Source organism: Caldisalinibacter kiritimatiensis (assembly GCF_000387765.1).
Classification (GTDB): domain Bacteria; phylum Bacillota; class Clostridia; order Tissierellales; family Caldisalinibacteraceae; genus Caldisalinibacter; species Caldisalinibacter kiritimatiensis.
In genome coordinates, this window is the sequence record NZ_ARZA01000146.1 from 1 (window position 1) to 21,400 (window position 21,400).

The following is a 21,400-nucleotide window of genomic DNA, read 5'->3' on the forward strand; positions in this document are numbered from 1 at the left end:
TACTTGGACGGAGACGTCCTGGGAGAGTAGGTCGCTGCCAAATTTGTTTTTTTATTTTTTTGTGGAACGCCGAACCGGAACGCCGAACCCGGTTCAGCGTTCCAAAGTTTTTTAAGCACTAAACACTATTGACATATTTTGGATAAAGGTATATAATTTTCTTTTAGACGGCTTGGAACTTTTATTGATTTAGATTCGTCTTGTTTATTAAAGGGGGCAATAATATATGAAAAGAAAAATAAATCACATAGATTTACCACTAAAAGAAGCAATAATTATGTTTATTTTGACTTTACTAAAAACAATTGGATTATATACAGTAACCGATGTAAGCGAAGTATGGCTTATTACATTAAAGACTATTCCATTCTTAATAGTTATATATGGAATTATTAGTTTATTTAACAGTAAGAAGAGATATATATACAGTATCTTTATTCATATTTTAATTTCATTTATTATATTTGCTGATTTAGTATACTTTAAATACTATAATTTCATGCCATCGATTAAGGCATTATTATTAGCTAAACAAGCAACAGGTGTAAAAGGTTGTATTATATATTTCTTAAAGCCTATTTATTTTATAATGTTTTTAGATATTGTTCCTTTAGCGATATATTTATACAAGAGAAGGAAATACTCAGCATTAATTACTCCAAATAGAAAATTAGCTACTAAATATATAACTGTACTTATGATTATGTTTTTGGCATTAAGTGTTACTGTTATTGATGTAGAAGGTGCATATGTATACGGTAATTATGGTATATATACTTATCATATTTATGATATTTATGAGAGTCTTTCTGATGAAAGTAAAGAAGTATATAGTGAAGATATGATGGATATCTTAGAAAAAGAAAAAAATGAAACAAAAAAAGAAGGTAGAAAATATTTTGGAGTAGCAAAAGGTAGAAATGTAATTGTTATTCAATTTGAGTCTTTGCAGAATTTTGTAATAAATAATTATTATAAAGGACAGGAAATAACTCCTAATTTAAATAAGTTAATAGAAAAAGATAGCATATATTTTAGTAATTATTACCAACAAGTGGGACCAGGTAATACTTCAGATGCTGAATTTGTATCTAATAACTCTATGTACCCTTTATCAGGTTATTCAGTTTTCACACATTTTACTGATAATACATTTTATTCATTTCCTAAGATTTTAAAGGAAAGAGGATATGTAACTAAAGCATTTCATGGATTTAAGGGTGAGTTTTGGAATAGAGAAAATATGTACCCTAAACAAGGGATCGATGAGTATATAAGCTTAGAGGATTTTGAAAAAGATGATTTAATAGGCTTAGGATTAAGTGATTATTCGTTTTTTAAGCAAACTCTTGAGCATCTAAAGAATACTGATAAGCCTTTTTATGCATCAGTAGTAACTCTTACAAGTCATCATCCATATATAATACCTAAAGAAAAACAAAATTTAGAGCTATCAAAGGAGCATGAAGGTACACTATTTGGAAACTATATACAATCAATAAATTATTCAGATATGGCCTTAGGAAAGTTTATAGAAGGATTGAAAGAAACTGGGTTATATGAAAATTCAATAATAGTTATATATGGTGACCATTTTGGATTATATCCTTCTCATGAAAATAATAAAGAGATTATGACAGAATATCTTGGTTTTGAATATACTTATGATGAAGCATTTAATATCCCTTTAATTATCCATATACCGGCATTAGGAAAAGCTGAAGAAAATACAATAGTCGGTGGAGAAATCGATTTTTTACCTACAATGCTTAATTTATTAGGAATTGAAGATGATAATAGTATTTTCTTTGGGAAAGATTTAAATAATGCTGAATCTGGTTTTGTGGCTCTTCAATATTATTTACCACTAGGTTCATTTATAGATGATAAAAAGGTATTTATAATGTCTAGCGATGGTAAATTCGAGAATAGTGTAGCATGGGATTTAAAGACTAGAGAATTAATAGACATTGAAAAATGCCGAGAAGGATATAACAGAGCTATAAACGAAAAGAGAAAATCAGATTATATTATAAAAAATGATTTACTTAAGAATTTATTGTTAGAAGACTAAAATAAAGACCTCACAATTTATTGTGGGGTCATTGTTTTGCAAAAATAATGTGAAATTATGAAGGAAATTGTTTATAAATGTAGAATAAGATAAATAAATGTATGATTAATTCAAATGATAAAATTCAGAAAAGTTCTAAAAAATAAACAATATAAATTTACATTCGATAGAATAAAGGAGTGATTATATGAATGAAAATAGAAAACTTTATCTCTTTTAAGGATATAAAAGCATTTCTTGAAGGTGTAAACTATGAATCTTATAAACTATTCGGTAGCAAATATATTGATATTAATGGAAAAAAAGGAGTTTTGTTTTGCATTTGGGCTCCAAATGCAAAAGCTGTACGAGTAGTTGGAGATTTTAATAAATGGAATGGTGAAAAACATTCTATGAATAAAATAGACAAAACAGGAATATGGTATAAATTTATTCCTAACCTGACAGAAGGAAAAATTTATAAGTATGAAATAATAACTAAAGAAAATGAAATATTATTAAAATCAGATCCTTTTGCTTTTTATTCAGAGATTAGACCTAACACAGCTTCTGTAGTAAGAAATTTTAACAAATATAAATGGAATGATGATAAATGGATGGAGAAAAGGAAGAAAGCTAACCTATTCAAAAAACCAATCAACATATATGAAATACATTTGGGGTCATGGAAAAGAAAAGATAATGGTAAATTCTATTCATATAAGGAATTAGCACATCTTCTTGTAAACTATCTAACTGAAATGGAATATACCCACGTTGAAATCCTTCCTATTACCGAACATCCATTTGATGGTTCTTGGGGTTATCAATCTACAGGATATTTCTCAGTAACTAGTCGATATGGTACTCCCGAAGAGTTTAAATACTTTGTTGACTTATTACATCAACATAATATAGGTGTTATATTAGATTGGGTACCGGGTCATTTTTGTAAGGATGCCCATGGGCTATATAGGTTTGATGGAACTCATTTGTATGAATATAATGATCCATTAAAAAGAGAAAATTATGATTGGGGTACAGCATATTTTGATCTAGGAAAGCCAGAGATACATAGTTTTTTAATATCTAATGCATTATTTTGGTTTAAAAAATTTCATATTGATGGATTAAGAGTAGATGCAGTTGCAAGTATGCTTTACCTTGATTATGGGAAACAACACTTAGGTATAAGAAATGAATATGGAGGAAATGAGAATTTACAGGCAGTATCCTTCTTAAAAAAGCTTAATGAAGTGATATTTAGAGAATGTGATAATCCTTTGATGATAGCAGAAGAATCAACATCATGGCCCCTAGTAACTAAACCCACCTATTTAGACGGTCTTGGTTTTAATTATAAATGGAATATGGGATGGATGAACGATACTCTTAAATATGCACAAGTCTTTCCAATGGATAAAAATAAATATCATAGTTTAATAACTTTCTCGATGATGTATGCCTTCTCAGAAAATTATATACTTCCCTTATCACATGACGAAGTAGTTCACGGTAAAAAGTCTTTATTAGATAAAATGCCAGGTAATTATAATGAGAAGTTTTCTAATTTAAGATTATTATATGGTTATATGATGGGTTATCCAGGTAAGAAACTGTTATTTATGGGTGGTGAATTTGGTCAGTTCGTAGAGTGGAAATACGATGCAGAATTAGATTGGTTACTTCTAGATTATCCAATGCATGCTAAATTAAAAAAATATGTAAAGGATTTAAACCATTTATATAAAAACATTAAAGCTCTATATGAACGTGACCATGAAATAGATACCTTTGCATGGATTGACTATCAAAACTACAAGCAAAGTATTATTTCCTTTATTAGAAAAGGAGGTGATGAGGAAGAGTTTTTGATTGTAATATGTAATTTCGCAGGTGTAGAATACGATAACTATAGAATTGGTGTTCCTAAATTTACTATATATAAAGAAATATTAAACAGTGATAGTAAAGAATACGGAGGTAGTGGGTATATAAACGGAGGTTATATAAAGCCTTCAAAAACTAATTTTCATAATATGCCTTATTCTATAGAAATAAAAATACCTGCTTTTTCTGTTATCTATATAAAACCCTTTTATAATGGAGAGGAGGTTAAATTACATGAGAAAAAAAGAGATAATAGCTATGATTTTAGCAGGGGGGCAAGGAAGTAGATTAAAAAAGCTAACCCAAAATAACGCTAAGCCTGCAGTACCATTTGGAGGAAAATATAGAATTATTGATTTTACTTTAAGTAATTGCTCTAACTCGGGAATTGATACTGTAGGAATACTTACTCAATATAAGCCATTAACGTTAAATGACCATATAGGCATAGGAACCCATTGGGATTTAGATAGAGATGTAGGAGGGGTATCCTTACTTCCACCATATATGACATCAACAGGAGGTAACTGGTACAAGGGAACAGCTAATGCTATATATCAAAATATACACTTTATAGACCAATATAATCCTAAATATGTATTAATCTTATCAGGAGACCATGTTTATAAAATGGACTATATGAAAATGTTTAACTATCATAAAGAAAAGAAAGCAGATGTAACAATTGCAGTTGTTAATGTAACTTTAGAACAAGCAAGTAGCTTCGGAATAATGAATACAGATAAGGATAATATCATAACAAGCTTTGATGAAAAGCCTAAAAAACCAAAGAGTACCTTAGCATCAATGGGAATATATATATTTACTTGGGAAAAATTAAAACAATATTTAATAGAAGATGGAAAGGATAAAACTTCAGACAATGATTTCGGAAAAGACATAATACCTAAGATGTTAGCATCAAAGGAAAAATTATATGCATATCCCTTTGATGGGTATTGGAAGGATGTAGGTACTATTACAAGCTATTGGGAAGCAAATATGTACTTACTTAAAGATGATAATGAATTAAAGCTTAACGATGATTATTGGAAAATATACTCTAATAATCCTATTTGCCCTCCACAGTATATAGGAAGAGAAGCTAAGGTTAAAGATTCTATAGTAGTTGATGGCTGTATAGTTTTAGGGGAGGTTACTAATTCTGTATTATTTCCTGGGGTGTTTATAAGTAAAGACAGTAAAGTTAAAAATTCAGTGATAATGCCAAATACAAGAATAGAAAGTAACGTAATAATTGATAAAGCAATAATAGGTGAAAGGTGTCTGATTAAAGAAAATAGTGTAATAGGAAAAAATAAAGAGATAGTAGTTATACCAGATAATAAGGAAGTAAAAGGGAATTTTAATAACTAACAGAGAGGAGGGAAATTTTGTTAAATAAGTATTTAGGTATAATTAGTTCATTAGAGAAAAATCAAAACTTTGGAAGTTTAGTTAAACATAGACCTTTAGCATCCTTACCTATTTTCGGTAGATATAGAATGATAGATTTTATACTTTCTAATATGGTTAATTCAGGGATTGATACAGTTGGTGTTTTTACTAATAATTCTAGGTCATTAGTTGACCATTTAGGAACAGGAAAGCCTTGGGAATTAGATAGAAAAATTGGCGGACTTTTTATATTTGATTATTGTATGGGGGATATTTTGTTTAATGATATAAAATTACTAAAAGATAATATTGAGTTTATATATAGAAGTAAGAAAAAATACGTATTATTATCTTCGCCTCATATGATATACAATATTGATTTTAAAAAGATGGCTTATTCCCATGAAAAATCAGGAAAAGATATAACTGTTGTTTATAAAAGGATTAAAAATACAGATGATGGCTTTTTAAACTGTGACACCCTCAATATTAACGATAAAGATGGGGTCAGTATTGGTAAAAATTTAGGAGCTTCAAAGGAAATAAATATTCTGATTGATACGTTCATATTTAAAACCGAACTATTGCTCAAAATAATTCATGAATGTATAGAGAAAGGGAATTATATATCATTAAAAAATGCAATACTTAAAAATATAAAAACATATACATTAAATCTATATGAGTTTAAGGGAACTGTTAAATGTATTAATTCTTTAAAAGCTTATTATAAAAGTTCAATGGACATGCTTGATTTAAGTTTTAGAAAAGAGTTGTTTTTTAAAAATGGACAAGTTTATACTAAGCCTAAAGATTCACAACCAACTAAGTATTTAATGAACTCAAATGTTAAAAACTCAATAGTTGCAGATGGATGTACTATTAAGGGAAGGGTAGAAAATAGTATTATATCCAGAGGAGTTGTTATAGAAGAAAACGTAGAAATTAAAGACAGTATAATATTTCAAAATAGTCATATAAAAAAAGGAGCAAAGCTACAATATACGATATTAGATAAAAATACTGTTATTGAAGAAGGCAAGAAATTAATAGGTGATATAAACCATCCATTGGTTATAGAAAGACAGTTCATAAATAAATTATATTTTAGGAGGTGATTTTTATGAAGGTCTTATTTATTACATCTGAAGCCTATCCATTTGCTAAAATTGGAGGTCTTGGTGATGTATCATATGCATTACCTAAGGCACTTAGAAAATTAGGAATAGATGTAAGGGTAATATTACCTAAATATAATAATATAGATGATGGATATAAAAATAAAATGACCCTTATATCCGAGTTTAATGTGTCAGTTGGATGGAGAGAGCAATACTGTGGTTTGAAGTATTTGGAATATGATGGAGTTCCCTTTTACTTTATAGACAATGAATATTATTTTAAGAGAAATAATCAATATGGATTTTATGATGAAGGAGAAAGGTTTTCATATTATTCAAGGGCTGTATTAGATGCAATAAAGTATATAGAGGATTTTACTCCAGATATACTACACTGTAATGATTGGCATACAGGAATGATACCAGTTATATTAAACCATGACTATAGAAATAATAATCAATATAAGAATATAAAAACAGTTTATACTATTCATAATTTAAAGTATCAAGGAGTTTATGGAAAGGACATTTTAGGTGACTTATTAGGACTTTCAGAGGATTATTTTAGTGAAGATAAACTAAAATATTATGATGGTGTTTCATTTATGAAGGGTGGAATTAATTACTCAGATATAGTAAGTACTGTAAGTAATAATTATGCTGAAGAGGTAAAAATGCCTTTCTATGGAGAAGGATTACATGGACTATTAGGATCGAAAGGTGATAAGTTTATCGGTATATTAAATGGAATAGATTATGAGTTATATAATCCTGATACTGATAAAAATATAGTTAAAAATTATAGTGTTAATAAATTGGAAAATAAGGTTAAAAACAAGATTACACTTCAAAAAGAATTAAAGTTAGAAGTTAATCCCTCAAAGCCTATGATAGGTATCGTGTCAAGATTGGTTAAACAAAAGGGAATAGAACTAATTTGTCAAGTAATAGAGGATATATTGAGGTTAGATGTTCAAATAGTAGTTTTAGGTACTGGTGAACAAACATATGAAGATTCACTTAAGTACTACTCCTCTGTGTATCCATCTCAAATACATGCACACATAGGATTTAATGAAGCTTTTGCTAGAAAAATATATGCAGCCTCAGATATGTTTTTAATGCCATCTTTATTTGAACCCTGTGGCTTAGGTCAACTAATTGCTCTAAGATATGGTTCAGTGCCTATAGTTAGAGAGACTGGTGGACTTAAGGATACAGTTAAACCATATAATAAATATACTGGAGAAGGAATTGGATTTACATTTTCAGATTATGATTCAAATGATATGCTTAATGCTATTAAGAGAGCTAGAGAAGTTTTTGATACCAAAGATATATGGAATAAAATAATTGAAAAAGGAATGATACAGGATAACAGTTGGATACATTCGGCTAAGGACTATCTAAATGTTTATCAATTCTTATTATAAGGCTAATAAAATTATAATACTATGAGGCTGTCAAAAACTATATTAAATAAATTTAGGAGGTCATCTCTTTGCATGTTTTTAAAAATACAATAAAGAATGATTTTAAGAAAAAGCTTATGTGTGTATTTGCAGAGGAAGTAGAGGAAGCATCTAAGCTCCATAAATATATAGCCCTTGGAAGGGTGATTAGAGAATACATTTCAGAGGCATGGCTACAAAGCAAAAAAAGATGTTTAGAAAATGACAAAAAACAAGTGTATTATTTCTCGATGGAGTTTTTAACAGGAAAACTATTGGAAAGTAATTTAATAAATTTAGGGATAAAGGAAGAATGTAACGAAGCATTAAATGAATTAGGAATAAATCTAGATGAGCTGTTAGAAATTGAAAAAGAGGCTGGGCTTGGTAATGGAGGATTAGGTAGACTTGCGGCATGTTTTTTAGATTCAATGGCTTCTATTGGTGTTTATGGACATGGGAATGGAATAAGATATAGATACGGTTTATTTGAGCAGAAAATAGTAAATGGCTATCAAGTTGAAATACCAGATAAATGGTTAAAAGATGAATTCGTATGGGTAGTAAAAAGAAGGGATAAATCAGTAATAGTAAAATTTGGAGGAAATGTAAAGCTCATAGAGAAAAATGGTAGACTAAAGGCTATCCATGAAAACTATGAGCCTATAAAAGCTGTGCCTTATGATGTACCTGTTGTTGGTTATGAGGGCAATGTCGTTAATACATTGAGACTTTGGAGTGCAGAACCTGTTGGTAATGAATTTGATTTCTTTGCCTTTAGAGCGGGCGAATATTTAAAGGCAGTAGAATATAAGTATAATGTTGAATCTATTTCACAAGTTCTGTATCCAGATGATTCGAACCATAACGGAAGAGTATTAAGGCTTAAACAGCAATACTTCTTTGTTAGTGCTGGAATACAGAGTATATTGAGGACTTTTAAAAAGACAGATAAAGAAATATATGACCTTCCTGACTATGTAGCTATACACGTAAATGATACCCATCCATCGGTTGCTGTAGCTGAGTTAATGAGGATATTAGTAGATGAATACGAACTAGGGTGGGAAGAGGCTTGGAAAATTACTACAAAAACTATAGCTTATACTAATCACACTATTATGGCAGAAGCATTAGAAACTTGGCCAGTGGATATGTTTAGAAAGTTGCTTCCTAGAGTTTACATGATAGTAGAGGAAATAGATAGAAGGTTTAAAATTGAATTACATGATAAATATAATGAAGATTGGGATAAGATAAATAGTACTTTAATAATTCATGACGGTAATATACGAATGGCCAATTTAGCTATTGTAGGTAGTTATTCAGTAAATGGTGTATCAAAGCTTCATACCGAAATATTAAAAAATAGAGAACTAAAACACTTCAGTGAAATCTTTCCTAAGAAGTTTAACAACAAAACCAATGGAATAACCCATAGAAGATGGCTTTTACAGTCAAATCCCTTATTAGCAGATTTAATAACAGATACTATAGGTAATAAGTGGATAACACAACCTAATCGTTTAAAAGACTTAGAGCAATTTGTAAAAGATAAAGCTTTCAAAGAAGAAATAAAAAAAGTTAAGCAAAAAAATAAAGAGTATTTATGTAATTTTATTAATGATAAATACAATATATTAGTTGACCAACATTCGATTTTTGACGTTCAAGCAAAAAGATTACATGCATATAAAAGACAGCTATTAAATGGGTTACATATATTGAATTTATATAATAGAATCAAAGAAAATCCAAATTTAGATATAGTACCTAGAACTTTCATTTTTGCTGCAAAGGCATCACCAGGTTACCATTTAGCAAAACAAATTATCAAATTTATTAATTCATTAAAGGAAAAGATAAATAACGATAAATCTATAAAGGATAATATAAAGATAGTTTTTTTAGAAAATTATAATGTTACATTAGCAGAAAGATTGATACCAAGTGCCAATGTAAGTGAACAGATATCTACGGCATCTAAAGAAGCCTCTGGAACTGGTAATATGAAGTTTATGATGAATGGAGGAATTACTTTAGGAACTTTAGACGGTGCAAACATTGAAATAAAGGAATCAGTAGGTAGCAAAAACATAATAACCTTTGGACTAACTGCTGACCAAGTTATGAATTATTATAGACATGGTGGATATTTTTCTATGGATGTATATAATAATGACCAAAGATTAAAAAAGATAATAACCCAGCTTACAAATGGATTTTTAGATGTTCCTAATGAAGAATTTAAAGATATATTTGACCATTTGATAACCTACAATGATGAGTTCTTTGTACTAAAGGATTTCGATTCATATGTAGAAGCACAGAATAAAGTTGATAAACTATATAAAAAACAAGACAAATGGAGCGAAATGTCAATAATTAATATAGCTAATTCAGGTAAATTTTCAAGTGATAATACGATAAAGGAGTATGTAGACGAAATTTGGAGGGCATAAAAGCGAGTTTTACTCGCTTTTTTATTTGCTTATATTTAACCATGTATAGTATAATGCTAATATATAAGAAGTATTTTAAAGGAAGTGAAAAGTATGGATGCAAATGAAAGAAGAGAGAATATCCTAATTACATTAAAAGAGAGTAAAGGGCCAATAAAGGGAACAGATTTAGCAAAAAAATTTGATGTAAGTAGACAAGTAATAGTACAGGATATTGCTATCTTAAGAGCAGGAGGAGAAGAAATATTAGCAACTCCTCAGGGCTATATGATTATTAATAAAAATATTAATAACGAACTTACTAAAACTATAGCATGTAGACATAAAGAATATAATGAGATAGAGGACGAACTTAAAACTATAATAGATATGGGTGGAGAAGTTTTAGATGTTATTGTTGAGCATCCTATATATGGTGAAATAAAGAGTCCATTAATGATAGGCTCTAGAGTAGAAATAGAAGATTTTATGAAGGAAATAAGAGAACACCATGCTGAGCCTTTAGCTACATTAAATGATGGTGTACATTTACACACTATTAAGGTTCCTAGTGAAGATGTATTCGATAAAATAAAAAACAAATTAGAAGAGAAGGGCTACTTGATTAAAAGTAGATAAAATGTTATATTTTTTTATATACAGGTGACAAGACAGATGTTATTACAATCAAGAATTAATATATGTAAAAGAAAACATAAAAAAGGAGAATGAATATGACAAAGAAAAAATCAGATATAAAGGACTATTTAGTTAAAGTATTAAACGGAATGGCATTAGGATTATTTGGGTCATTAATTATTGGGGTTATTATTGAGCAGATAGGTGGATTATTAAATATAGAAATATTAAAGTATTTTGGAAAGACAGCAAAATATTTAATGGGTCCAGCTATTGGTGCAGCAGTTGCTTATAGTGTTAGTGCATCACCGTTAGGAATATTTGCTTCTTCGGTAACTGGGTTAATAGGTTCTCAAACTGCTGTTTTTGATGGCAACGCTATAAAACTTGTTATTGGAGAACCAGTAGGTGCATTTATCGCTGCATTAATAGGAGCTGAGTTTTCTAAACTGATTCAAGGTAAAACAAAAGTAGATATTGTATTAGTACCAGCAGGTACTATTGTAGTAGGAGGACTTATTGGTGTTTATATAGCACCTGTTGTGGCTCAATTTATGTCTTTACTAGGAAGTATGATTAATTATGCCACAGAATTAAGACCTATTCCAATGGGAATATTAGTAGCAGTTCTTATGGGGATTATGCTTACGTTACCTATAAGTAGTGCAGCTTTAGCTATTTCCTTAAAATTAGGAGGCTTGGCTGCAGGAGCTGCAACAGTAGGATGTGCAGCTCAAATGATAGGTTTTGCAGTTGCTAGTTATCGAGAAAATAAAGTTGGAGGATTAATAGCTCAAGGATTTGGTACATCGATGTTACAGATACCAAACATAATTAAAAATCCAAAGATATGGCTACCCCCTATTATTACTTCTGCTATTTTAGGTCCAATAGCTACTAAAGTATTTGAAATGAAAAATGACTTTTTAGGTGCAGGTATGGGTACAAGTGGACTTGTAGGACAGTTAAGAACCATAGCTGTAATGGGGAATGAAGGTATTATTGGAGTTGTATTATTACATTTTATTTTACCAGCTGTATTGACTTTAATAATCTCAGAATATATGAGAAAAAAGGGCTGGATAAAATACGGAGAAATGAAATTATACGATTAATTAATTGAAAAAGTTAAAATTGGGTAGTATAATGTAATAAACATTATACTACCTTATTTTATAGAAAGGGGTTTTTTTATTGAGGAAAGGGACAAAGTTTACTTTAGGGGTTATCATTTTTATACTGATAGTATTGTTTAGTTCCTTTGATAAAATAATAGATTTTGCCACAGATTATATGTGGTTTAGTGAACTAGGCTATACTCAAACATTTCTTACTAAACTAAGAACACAGTTAATGATAGGAATACCTACGTTTTTAGGATTATTTATTTTGATAATGCTATACATAATTGCATTAAAGAAAAAATACTACAAACAAGTACATATAATACCAGATAAATCAAAAGAAAAACGATTAAACACAATTTTAGGACTTGTATCTGCTGTTATTTCACTTTTTATTTCATCAGTTATTTCAGGTAATCTATGGTTTGATATACTGCAATTTTTAAATTCTATAAACTTTAACATCAATGACCCTATATTTGGAAGAGATATTTCATTTTACGTATTTAAATTACCGCTTATTAGAGAAATACTTAATATCTTAATGCTTTTAGCTTTTATATTGATAATTTTAACATTTGCATTTTATCTTTTAATGTTCACTTTAAGAAGACCTAATACAGAAGGGCCTATAGATTTAGATTTACATAATACTATAAATAATGGTGATATTAAAGGATTATTTAGAAATAAGATTTTAAAAGGTGTTTTAACACAAATCGGTGTAATAGGGTTTATTATATTTTTAATAATAGGTATTAACTATTATTTAAAAGGTTTTAACTTACTTTACTCTACTAGAGGAAAAGTATATGGAGCAAGCTATACAGACGTACATGTGTCTTTATGGGTATTTAGAATAATGGCTGTCGCGGCCATTATATCAGCTTTTAGCTTCTTTGTAGGTATAGTAAGAAAAAAGATAAGATTAGCATTAATTGGTCCAGTAGCTCTTATAATTATTTCAATTGTAGGAAATATTGCTAGTGGTTCAGTTGAAAAATTTGTTGTAGAGCCAGACCAAATTTCTAAGGAATTAAAGTACTTGGAGCATAATATTGAATATACTCAAAAAGCCTACGGACTGGATAACGTTATAGAAAAGGACTTTGATATAGAGTATAACTTAACAAAACAAGATTTATTAAACAATGAAGAAACGATTAAGAATATAAGAATAAATGACTATAGACCAATTAAGCAAGTATATTTTCAATTACAGGGTATTAGACCATATTATAAATTTAACGATATAGATATAGACAGATACAATATAGATGGTGAATATACACAGGTATTTTTATCAGCTAGGGAATTAGACCAACAAGAACTTAATGATCAGGCTAAAACTTGGATTAATCAGTATTTAAAATATACCCATGGTTATGGATTTACATTATCACCAGTTAATTCAGTAACTCCTGAAGGTCAACCTAGATTATTAGTAAAAAACATACCACCTACAACTAATACTGATTTAAAAATTGAAAGACCAGAAATATATTTTGGAGAATTAACGAATAATTATATCATAGTTAATACTGATGAGAAAGAATTTGATTATCCTCAGGGTTCTGACAATAAGGAAACCATATATCAAGGTACTGCAGGAATAGAGCTTAAAGGTTTAAATAAATTGTTATTTGCTATAAAGCAAAAGAGTCTTAAGCTTTTAATATCAGGAAATATAAATTCTGACAGTAGAATAGTATTAAATAGAAATATAAACGAAAGGATAAAGAAAATAGCACCTTTCATTAGCTATGATTCAGACCCATATTTAGTAATCAATCAAGATGATGGTAAGTTGTATTGGATAATCGAAGGATATACTATGAGCACAAGGTATCCTTATTCACAACCTTATAGAGACTCTAATATAAATTATATTAGAAACTCAGTTAAAATAGTTATAGATGCATATAATGGAGATACTAAATATTATATAGTTGAGGAAAATGACCCAATTATAATGACGTATAAAAAGATATTCCCTGATTTATTTTTAAGTCTTGATGATATGCCAGAAGGTATAAGGGAGCATATCAGATATCCGCATCTGTTGTTTGATATACAATCTGAAATATACAGAGCATATCATATGAACAATCCTAGAGTATTCTTTGCAAGTGAGGACTATTGGGATATAGCTAAGGAAAAATATATGGAGCAAGTACAAAATGTAGAATCAAATTATGTAATGTTTAAATTACCTGAAGAAGAAAAAGCAGAGTTTTTACTTACTATTCCATATACTCCGGCAAATAAAAATAATATGACAGCTCTGTTTATAGCTAGAAGTGATGGAGAGAACTACGGAGAGTTGACATTATATAAACTTCCTAAGACAGAAAATATACCAGGACCTATGATGATAGAATCAAGAATAGATCAAGATTCTAATATATCACCTCAGTTAACACTGTGGAGTCAAAAAGGTTCAAATGTATTAAGGGGAAATCTTTTAGTTATACCTATTGAAAATTCTTTATTGTATGTTGAGCCTATTTACTTAAAGGCAGATAATGAAAATAGTTTACCTGAAATGAAGAGAGTAATAGTAGGTTATAAGGATAAGATAGTAATGGAGCGAACACTAGATGAAGCTTTAAGTAAGATATTTGGTAATATAGAGCAGGAAAAAGATGATAATGGAGTTGTAGATGAAATAGATACAGATTATACTGACGAGAATACATCTGATTTAATTAGAAGAGCTAATGAAGTATTTATAAGAGCAAAAGTGGCTTCACAAAATGGAGATTGGGCTAAATATGGACAGTATATAAAAGAATTAGAAGAAATACTAAACCAATTGAATACTAATTATAGTATTGATAATAATGAACAGTAAAAAAAGTAGGTGCTGAATATATTCGGCACCTACTTTCTCATTCTCATAAATCTTAACTCATCTATAGTCATAGAGTCTAAAAGTCGAGCTTTTTTAGCGATATCATTTCTATCTATTATTCCTTTATCAACTAAAACTTCAATAATACTAGCTATTGCTAGAGTATTCCTATAATCAATTTCCTTTAAATCACCTATTTCAGCAAAAACGTCAATATCATTCATTTGAGTACCTCCTTTTACTTGATATCAAATAATACTATTTGTATTATTGACATATATGGAAAATGTATACTTAAATTAGTGAATATTTATTAACTCTTACGGAAATACTAATAAGACGAATAAAAGATATAAAAATACCTTGAAATGTTTTACTTATTATGGTAAAATTACATACAAGTTTAACATTGATAAAGCTATGAAGGGAAATAGTAGATAAATTAATCACTTAAGAGAGCCGATGGTTGGTGGAAATCGGTGTGATTGTTTATCGAATCCATCCCAGAGCAGTTTACTGAAAAGGTAAAACCTTAGCACGGGTTAAGTGTAAAGAGTGAGCCATTTTTGGCTAACTAGGGTGGCAACACGGGAGAAACTCTCGTCCCTAATTCATTGGGGGTGGGGGTTTTTTGTATTTTAAATATAAATTTAGAATTATAAAAAACATATTGACATAAAATTATTTTAGGAAAAAGGAGGAGTATTAATGTTAGACATTAAGCGTATAAGAAACAATCCAGAAGAAGTAAAAGAGGCTCTTAAAAAACGTGGTGCAGAACAGTTTATCGACAAAGTATTAGAATTAGACAAAAAGAGAAGAGAGCTATTAGTAGAAGTTGAAGAAATGAAGGCTAAACAAAACTCAGTATCAAAGGAAATACCAAAGCTAAAAAAAGAAGGAAAAGATGTTTCTGAAGTTATTAAGGAAATGAAAGAATTATCAAATAAAATAAAAAGTATTGACCCACAAGTAAAGGAAATAGAAAAGGAACTAAACGATATTTTACTACGTATACCTAATATACCAAATCCAGAAGTGTCAGTAGGGGAAAGTGACGAAGATAATGTTGAAATAAGAAAATGGGGAGAACCTACAAAATTTGATTTTGAGTCTAAAGCACATTGGGATATAGGTACAGATTTAGACATACTAGATTTCGAGAGAGCTTCAAAAATAGCAGGTGCTAGATTTAGTATGTTTAAAGGTCTAGGAGCTACTTTAGAAAGAGCATTAATTAACTTTATGCTTAACTTACACACTAATGAACATGGATATACAGAAATACTACCACCTTTCATGGTTAATAGAGATAGTATGACAGGAACAGGACAGTTACCTAAATTTGAAGAGGATGCATTTAATATACCAAGCAAGGATTTCTTTTTAGTACCAACAGCAGAAGTGCCAGTAACAAATATACACAGAGATGAAGTATTAGAAGAAGAAAATTTACCTAAGTACTATACGGCATACACACCTTGCTTTAGACAAGAAGCAGGTTCAGCTGGAAGAGATACAAGGGGACTTATTAGAAATCACCAATTTGATAAAGTTGAATTAGTTAAGTTGGTTAAACCTGAAGATTCATATGATGAATTAGAAAAATTAACTAGCAACGCTGAAAAGGTACTACAACTATTAGGTTTACCTTATAGAGTAGTAGAATTATGTACTGGAGATTTAGGATTTTCTTCAGCTAAAACATATGATTTAGAAGTATGGATGCCAAGTTATAATAGATACGTGGAAATTTCATCTTGTAGCAACTTTGAAGATTTCCAAGCAAGAAGAGCAAATATTAGATTTAGATCTAATGAAAAACGTAAATTAGAGTACGTTCATACTTTAAATGGTTCAGGATTAGCAGTAGGAAGAACTACAGCAGCTATATTAGAAAATTACCAACAGGAAGATGGTTCAATAATTATTCCTGAAGTTTTAAGACCATATATGGGTGGACTTGAAAAAATAGAGGGTTAAAATTAAGTTAAATCGATTGGAGATGATTAATATATTTAAAAGAAAAATTTCTCTATTACTAATAATTATTATTTCTATAACTTTAGTTATAGGATGTAATACAGTAGAAAATACTAAACACCCTCAACAACAAGAAAATCAAATTAATAAAGCAAATGAAGTATCAGATATATCAACTGCTAAAACCGATGCAACTTTACTTGTACAAGATTATAATAATCTAGAATTTGAAAAATTAAATAAATATATTATAGAAGTAGACTTCAATCCTAAAGATAAGTCCTATGCTGCAAAACAAAAAGTAATATATGTTAACAACGAAGATGTTAAATTAGGTGCGGTATATTTTCACTTATACCCAAATGCCTTTAAATCAAAGGAAACAGCACCATTTTTATTTGATGATTTTAGTAGTGCTTATCCCTATGGTTTTAAACCGGGCTATATAGATATAAAGTCAATATCATTAGATGGTAAAGATATAGATAATTATGTTATTGAAGGCCTAGGAGATACTATACTAAAAGTTCCTTTAAAAACATCTTTACAACCAGGAGAAAAAGTAGAAATTGATATGGAATATACTGTAGTGATGCCACCAGCTCAAGATAGATTTGGATATGGTGATAAAACTTTTAATTTAGGTAATTGGTATCCAATAGCAGCAGTATATGATGATGAAGGTTGGAACTTAGACCCATATTATAGCGTAGGGGACCCTTTTTATAGTGATATTAGTAATTATGAAGTTACTATAAAGGCACCTAAGGAAATAGTTGTAGCTTCATCTGGAAAGATATTGTCTGAAGATATAAAAGGGAACAAAAAGATATGGAAGATAAAAGCTGATTTAATGAGAGATTTTGCTTGGGTTGCAAGTAAGTATTTTACAATGACATCAAAAGACATTGATGGAACTTTAGTTAAGGTGTATTTTCTAGAGGATAATGATAAGATAAATGAATTTGCTGCAGATGTAGCTTATAGCTCAATAGAAGTATTTAGTGATACATTTGGTAAGTATCCTTATACCGATTATTCAGTAGTGGCAACAAGTTTCCCAAGTGGAATGGAGTATCCAGGTATAGTTTTTATAGGAGAGAAATACTATAATAGATTTAGAAAGGATTATTTAGAAATAGTTATAGCTCATGAAACAGCTCATCAATGGTGGTATGGAGTAGTGGGAAATGATGAAGTAGATGAAGCTTGGCTTGATGAATCAATAACTACTTATTCGGAAGTAGTATATGCGGATAATAAATATGGTGAGGATATAGGAGATAATTATTATGATAATAATATAGCCGCTGGCTATGAATACAGAAAATCTATGATTCAAACTAATGAAGTCATAGTTAAATCCTTAAGTGAATTTAAAAATTGGACGGATTACGGTGCATTAGCCTATAATAAAGGTGCTATGTTTATTCATGAGATAGAGAAAAAATATGGTGAGGATACATTGTATGCTATTCTTAGAGAATATTTCGATAGATATAGGTTTTTAAATGCTACTACAGAGGATTTTATAAGCGTGTGTGAAGAAATTACAGGTGATGAGTTTGATGAAATGGTAGACCAGTGGTTATACGGAAGATAATATAAACTTTTAGATTAGGGATGTAAGATATCTTATAGAGTCTTACATCCTTTTTTTATATATTTAATCTTTAAAGGGAATATTATTATAATGGATAAATATTAAAAATATAATAAGGAGTAATGTATGAAAAGAAAAATAATTATATTGCTAATTTTATTAATTGCTATATTAAGTGTTTCGTGTAAAGAACATAATAATATTAGCAAAGAAAATAATGTTTATAAAAAAGATAATGATAAAACAGTGTATTCTAGTAACTATAGGTTAAGCAAGGATTTAATTATTACTAATAGATATAATCTTTTAAAAAGAATAGAAAATAATTCAGCTATAGTTCTTTTTTCTGGATATCCTACAGAAAAAATAAGATTTTCACCTAATAGAAATTTTTATTATCTTACAGGTATAGATAGACCAAATGTTATTTTATTAATAATAAAAAGTAAAGAAGTAAATAAACAGTTTCTGTTTATACCAAAATCTAATCCTACATTAGAGAGATGGGTAGGTAAGACATTAAAAAAAGAAGAAGTCAGGCAGATATCTGGTATTAATAATGTTTTTATACTTAACTCTTTTAATCCTTATTTTAAAAAAAGTATATCTCAATATAACATTAAAAATGTATATTTGGACTTAGGTGATATAACTATAAATACGTTAGCTTCTCAAATTGTAAGCTTTGATTCTCCTATTACACAAGGACAGGATTTTGCATTACATATTAGAAATAGGTATAAAGAAATAAATATAAAGAATATATTTCCTTTGATTGCAGACCAGAGATTGATAAAAAATAAAGAGGAAATACAAAAAATTAAAAAAGCAGTTGAGATTACTGGTGAAGGAATAAAGTATGTTATGCAAAATGCTAAACCGGGTATGAAGGAATATCAACTTGAAGCATATTTTGATTTTATTACCAAATATTCAGGTGCTAAGGAACATGCATTTTTAACCATAGCTGCTTCTGGAGAAAATGCAACAATAGCACACTATCAAAAAAATAATAGTGAGATACAAGATAAAGAACTTATACTAATGGACTTAGGAGCTACATATGGATATTATAATAGCGACATTACTAGAACCTTTCCAAGTAATGGACGATTTACAAAAAGGCAAAAGGAAATTTACAATATAGTTTTAAAAGCTCAAACTGAAACAATTAAAGCTGTGAAGCCTGGAATAACATTAAGTCAATTAGATAATATCGCTAAAAATATACTTTCAGAAGAATGTAAGAGAATAGGTTTGATAAATAAAGAATCTGAAATATCTGATTATTATTTTCACTTTATAGGACATTATTTAGGATTAGATACCCATGACCCTGGGGATTTTAATAGACCATTACAGCCGGGCATGGTTATTACAATAGAGCCAGGACTTTATATAGAAGAAGAGGGGCTAGGCATAAGGATAGAAGATGATATTTTAGTAACAGAGGATGGTTTTGTAAATCTTTCTAAAAATATTATAAAAAACATAAAGGATATTGAGACGTTTATGAATAAAAGTGAGTAAATGGATATATTTACATAAAAAACTAACAGCTAAATAGTATGTTTAAAAACAAAATTTTAGTTAAAAATATTATTTAGAGTTTATTTATCAAATAAGTTTACTGTGGAGGTAAACAAGATGAAAAAAATATTTACATTTATTATTGTAATTACAATATTATTTACCAATATAGCTTATGCTGATGGAAATATAGAGGATGGATTAAAATCTGTATTGTTGGGTGAATATAAAAGTGGCGAGATAGTTTATAATTATAATGTAGATACTCCTATGGAGATAGCTAGTATTACTAAACTAATGACTTATTTAGTGACAATGGATTTAGTTTCAGAGGGCAAGGTTGGATTAGACGATATAGTAACAGTAAGCCAAAATGCTAGTAGAGTAGGAGGAAGTAGCTTTAATCTTAAAGCAGGAGAAAGAGTGAAGTTATCTACTTTGTTAGATTCTATACTTATAGTGTCAGGTAACGATTCTTGTGTGGCTATAGCTGAATATGTAGCAGGTACTGAGGAAAAGTTTGTTGAAATGATGAATAAAAAGGCCAAGGATATAGGTCTAAAAACTGCTCGATTTCTTAATTCAAGTGGATTGCCAGAAAAAGATGGACAAAATATGATGAGTACACGAGATATATTCAAATTATCAAGATACGTAATATCTAAATATCCAAAGATACTTAACGCAACTAGAATGATAAATTTAAATGTTGAAACTAGAAACTTTAATAAAGAAAACACTAATTCAGTATTAAGAAAGATACCAGAATTAGATGGATTAAAGACCGGTTATACAGACTTAGCAGGCTATTGTCTTGTATCAACGTTGCCTGTAATGCAGTCTAGTAAAAATACTGAGAATTTTAGGCTTATTGGAATAATAATGGGTGCTAAAAGTGAAGAACAAAGAAGGAATAAAACTATAGAATTATTGAAATATGGTATAGATAATTACGAAAAGAGAAAAATAATATTAAAGAATCAAGTGATAGAAACTATTAAGGTTTATGGAGCTAAAAATGAAAATTTAGATTTATTAGCTTCTAAAGACTATTCAACTATAGTTAAGAAAGGAGCTAACATAAGTAAAGATGTAGAGATTAAAAAAGATATAACAGCACCAGTAAAAAAAGGAGAAGTAATAGGAAAAGTTACTATATATATAGATAATAAAAAAGAAGAAGAAATAGAGCTAATAGCATCTAGAACTGTATATAAAGCCAATGTGTTTATGAGAATCTTTAGATATTTAATGGATTTAATAGGATTAATTGGGGAATATTAAAATTGACAAAATTTACTTTTTATTATATT

14 protein-coding genes and 1 other annotated feature are annotated in these 21,400 nt (G+C 29.1%); of the genes, 13 read left to right on the forward strand and 1 reads right to left on the reverse strand.

The window, feature by feature from the left end:
- The first annotated feature begins 226 nt into the window (after positions 1 to 226).
- The 9 genes from L21TH_RS07010 to L21TH_RS07050 all read left to right on the forward strand — a co-directional run bounded on the left by L21TH_RS07010 (position 227) and on the right by L21TH_RS07050 (position 14,971).
- The gene (locus tag L21TH_RS07010; RefSeq protein ID WP_006312644.1) at positions 227 to 2,074 is read left to right on the forward strand and encodes an LTA synthase family protein; all 1,848 of its coding nucleotides are present in this window, start codon (positions 227 to 229) and stop codon (positions 2,072 to 2,074) included.
- A 191-nt stretch (positions 2,075 to 2,265) separates the two neighbouring features.
- A complete protein-coding gene (glgB, locus tag L21TH_RS07015; protein ID WP_006312645.1) occupies positions 2,266 to 4,230 on the forward strand; it encodes a 1,4-alpha-glucan branching protein GlgB in 1,965 nt (654 codons plus the stop codon).
- Positions 4,178 to 5,320 carry a glucose-1-phosphate adenylyltransferase gene (locus L21TH_RS07020; RefSeq protein WP_034429611.1) on the forward strand — a complete coding sequence of 381 codons (1,143 nt, stop codon included), beginning with the start codon at positions 4,178 to 4,180 and terminating at the stop codon, positions 5,318 to 5,320. The genes glgB and L21TH_RS07020 overlap by 53 nt, the downstream gene beginning before the upstream one ends.
- Positions 5,321 to 5,337: 17 nt before the next feature.
- On the forward strand, positions 5,338 to 6,459 hold the full coding sequence (gene glgD, locus L21TH_RS07025; protein ID WP_006312654.1) for a glucose-1-phosphate adenylyltransferase subunit GlgD: 1,122 nt from the start codon (positions 5,338 to 5,340) through the stop codon (positions 6,457 to 6,459).
- Positions 6,460 to 6,464: 5 nt separating this feature from the next.
- Positions 6,465 to 7,895, forward strand: a complete 1,431-nt coding sequence (gene glgA / locus L21TH_RS07030) for a glycogen synthase GlgA (protein ID WP_006312656.1) — start codon at positions 6,465 to 6,467, stop codon at positions 7,893 to 7,895.
- 68 nt (positions 7,896 to 7,963) lie between these two features.
- A complete protein-coding gene (locus L21TH_RS07035) occupies positions 7,964 to 10,375 on the forward strand; it encodes a glycogen/starch/alpha-glucan phosphorylase (RefSeq protein ID WP_006312658.1) in 2,412 nt (803 codons plus the stop codon).
- A 93-nt stretch (positions 10,376 to 10,468) separates the two neighbouring features.
- Entirely contained in the window at positions 10,469 to 10,993 is a 525-nt protein-coding gene (locus tag L21TH_RS07040) for a transcription repressor NadR (protein ID WP_006312662.1), read from the forward strand.
- A gap of 95 nt (positions 10,994 to 11,088) precedes the next feature.
- Positions 11,089 to 12,108 (forward strand): PTS sugar transporter subunit IIC, encoded by a 1,020-nt coding sequence (locus L21TH_RS07045; RefSeq protein WP_006312663.1) that lies wholly within the window; start codon positions 11,089 to 11,091, stop codon positions 12,106 to 12,108.
- A gap of 79 nt (positions 12,109 to 12,187) precedes the next feature.
- Positions 12,188 to 14,971: a UPF0182 family membrane protein gene (locus L21TH_RS07050; protein WP_006312664.1), complete on the forward strand. Its 2,784-nt coding sequence runs from the start codon at positions 12,188 to 12,190 to the stop codon at positions 14,969 to 14,971.
- Between the two features lie 29 nt (positions 14,972 to 15,000).
- Here the strand turns inward: L21TH_RS07050 and L21TH_RS07055 are convergent, their stop codons facing one another.
- Positions 15,001 to 15,195, reverse strand: a complete 195-nt coding sequence (locus tag L21TH_RS07055) for a hypothetical protein (protein WP_006312665.1) — start codon at positions 15,193 to 15,195, stop codon at positions 15,001 to 15,003.
- Positions 15,196 to 15,382: 187 nt separating this feature from the next.
- Positions 15,383 to 15,582 (forward strand) — a binding site (T-box leader).
- A gap of 97 nt (positions 15,583 to 15,679) precedes the next feature.
- On the opposite strand from L21TH_RS07055, the gene serS reads away from it, so the two are divergent.
- The 4 genes from serS (at position 15,680) to L21TH_RS07075 (ending at position 21,371) form a co-directional block, all read left to right on the forward strand.
- Positions 15,680 to 16,954, forward strand: a complete 1,275-nt coding sequence (gene serS / locus L21TH_RS07060) for a serine--tRNA ligase (protein ID WP_006312666.1) — start codon at positions 15,680 to 15,682, stop codon at positions 16,952 to 16,954.
- Between the two features lie 22 nt (positions 16,955 to 16,976).
- Complete coding sequence (locus L21TH_RS07065; RefSeq protein WP_006312667.1) at positions 16,977 to 18,557, forward strand: M1 family metallopeptidase; 1,581 nt, start codon at positions 16,977 to 16,979, stop codon at positions 18,555 to 18,557.
- Between the two features lie 126 nt (positions 18,558 to 18,683).
- Complete coding sequence (locus tag L21TH_RS07070; protein ID WP_006312668.1) at positions 18,684 to 20,087, forward strand: aminopeptidase P family protein; 1,404 nt, start codon at positions 18,684 to 18,686, stop codon at positions 20,085 to 20,087.
- A 117-nt stretch (positions 20,088 to 20,204) separates the two neighbouring features.
- Positions 20,205 to 21,371, forward strand: a complete 1,167-nt coding sequence (locus L21TH_RS07075; protein ID WP_006312678.1) for a D-alanyl-D-alanine carboxypeptidase family protein — start codon at positions 20,205 to 20,207, stop codon at positions 21,369 to 21,371.
- Positions 21,372 to 21,400 lie beyond the last annotated feature (29 nt).

Excerpts from the sequence above, each read along its gene's own strand:
- glgB (WP_006312645.1), top strand. The coding sequence starts at position 2,266 with ATGAAAATAGAAAACTTTATCTCTTTTAAGGATATAAAAGCATTTCTT.
- L21TH_RS07010 (WP_006312644.1), top strand. The coding sequence starts at position 227 with ATGAAAAGAAAAATAAATCACATAGATTTACCACTAAAAGAAGCAATA.
- glgA (WP_006312656.1), top strand. The coding sequence starts at position 6,465 with ATGAAGGTCTTATTTATTACATCTGAAGCCTATCCATTTGCTAAAATT.
- L21TH_RS07070 (WP_006312668.1), top strand. The coding sequence starts at position 18,684 with ATGAAAAGAAAAATAATTATATTGCTAATTTTATTAATTGCTATATTA.
- L21TH_RS07040 (WP_006312662.1), top strand. The coding sequence starts at position 10,469 with ATGGATGCAAATGAAAGAAGAGAGAATATCCTAATTACATTAAAAGAG.
- L21TH_RS07075 (WP_006312678.1), top strand. The coding sequence starts at position 20,205 with ATGAAAAAAATATTTACATTTATTATTGTAATTACAATATTATTTACC.
- L21TH_RS07065 (WP_006312667.1), top strand. The coding sequence starts at position 16,977 with ATGATTAATATATTTAAAAGAAAAATTTCTCTATTACTAATAATTATT.
- serS (WP_006312666.1), top strand. The coding sequence starts at position 15,680 with ATGTTAGACATTAAGCGTATAAGAAACAATCCAGAAGAAGTAAAAGAG.
- L21TH_RS07045 (WP_006312663.1), top strand. The coding sequence starts at position 11,089 with ATGACAAAGAAAAAATCAGATATAAAGGACTATTTAGTTAAAGTATTA.
- L21TH_RS07020 (WP_034429611.1), top strand. The coding sequence starts at position 4,178 with ATGAGAAAAAAAGAGATAATAGCTATGATTTTAGCAGGGGGGCAAGGA.
- L21TH_RS07055 (WP_006312665.1), bottom strand. The coding sequence starts at position 15,195 with ATGAATGATATTGACGTTTTTGCTGAAATAGGTGATTTAAAGGAAATT.